Raw genomic sequence first — 1,376 nt, 5'->3', positions numbered from 1 at the left:
TGAACTATGACCTGCTAAGGTTATAGGGACAAGCCGTACGGGCAATTAGTACTGGTTAGCTTAATGCATTACTGCACTTCCACACCCAGCCTATCAACGTCCTGGTCTCGAACGACCCTTCAAGGAGCTCAAGGCTCCGGGAAATCTCATCTCAAGGCAAGTTTCCCGCTTAGATGCTTTCAGCGGTTATCTCTTCCGAACTTAGCTACCCGGCAATGCCACTGGCGTGACAACCGGTACACCAGAGGTTCGTCCACTCCGGTCCTCTCGTACTAGGAGCAGCCCCCTTCAAATTTCCAACGCCCACGGCAGATAGGGACCAAACTGTCTCACGACGTTTTAAACCCAGCTCACGTACCACTTTAAATGGCGAACAGCCATACCCTTGGGACCGGCTACAGCCCCAGGATGTGATGAGCCGACATCGAGGTGCCAAACTCCCCCGTCGATATGAACTCTTGGGAGGAATCAGCCTGTTATCCCCAGAGTACCTTTTATCCGTTGAGCGATGGCCCTTCCATACAGAACCACCGGATCACTATGTCCTACTTTCGTACCTGCTCGACTTGTCGGTCTCGCAGTTAAGCACGCTTATGCCATTGCACTATTAGCACGATGTCCGACCGTACCTAGCGTACCTTCGAACTCCTCCGTTACACTTTAGGAGGAGACCGCCCCAGTCAAACTGCCTACCATGCACTGTCCCCGATCCGGATAACGGACCAAGGTTAGAACCTCAAACAAACCAGGGTGGTATTTCAAGGATGGCTCCACGAGAACTGGCGTCCCCGCTTCAAAGCCTCCCACCTATCCTACACAGATTGGTTCAAAGTCCAATGCAAAGCTACAGTAAAGGTTCATGGGGTCTTTCCGTCTAGCCGCGGGTAGATTGCATCATCACAAACATTTCAACTTCGCTGAGTCTCGGGAGGAGACAGTGTGGCCATCGTTACGCCATTCGTGCAGGTCGGAACTTACCCGACAAGGAATTTCGCTACCTTAGGACCGTTATAGTTACGGCCGCCGTTTACTGGGACTTCAATCAAGAGCTTGCACCCCATCATTTAATCTTCCAGCACCGGGCAGGCGTCACACCCTATACGTCCACTTTCGTGTTTGCAGAGTGCTGTGTTTTTATTAAACAGTCGCAGCCACCAGTTTATTGCAACCCTTTCGCCCTTCCACAGTAAAGTGGTCAAGCTACCGGGGCGTACCTTTTCCCGAAGTTACGGTACCAATTTGCCGAGTTCCTTCTCCCGAGTTCTCTCAAGCGCCTTAGAATACTCATCTCGCCCACCTGTGTCGGTTTGCGGTACGGTCTCGTATGACTGAAGCTTAGAGGCTTTTCTTGGAACCACTTCCGATTGCTTCGCAGC

General features: G+C 51.9%; 1 rRNA gene. It reads right to left on the bottom strand.

Annotated elements, in window-relative coordinates:
- Window positions 1-24 precede the first annotated feature (24 nt).
- Window positions 25-1,376, bottom strand: a 23S ribosomal RNA gene (locus ACWCIA_RS22865); the annotation flags it as partial.

The sequence above is a fragment of the Massilia sp. SYSU DXS3249 genome (genome assembly GCF_053668055.1).
This window is presented reverse-complemented; position numbering and strand designations above follow the sequence as displayed.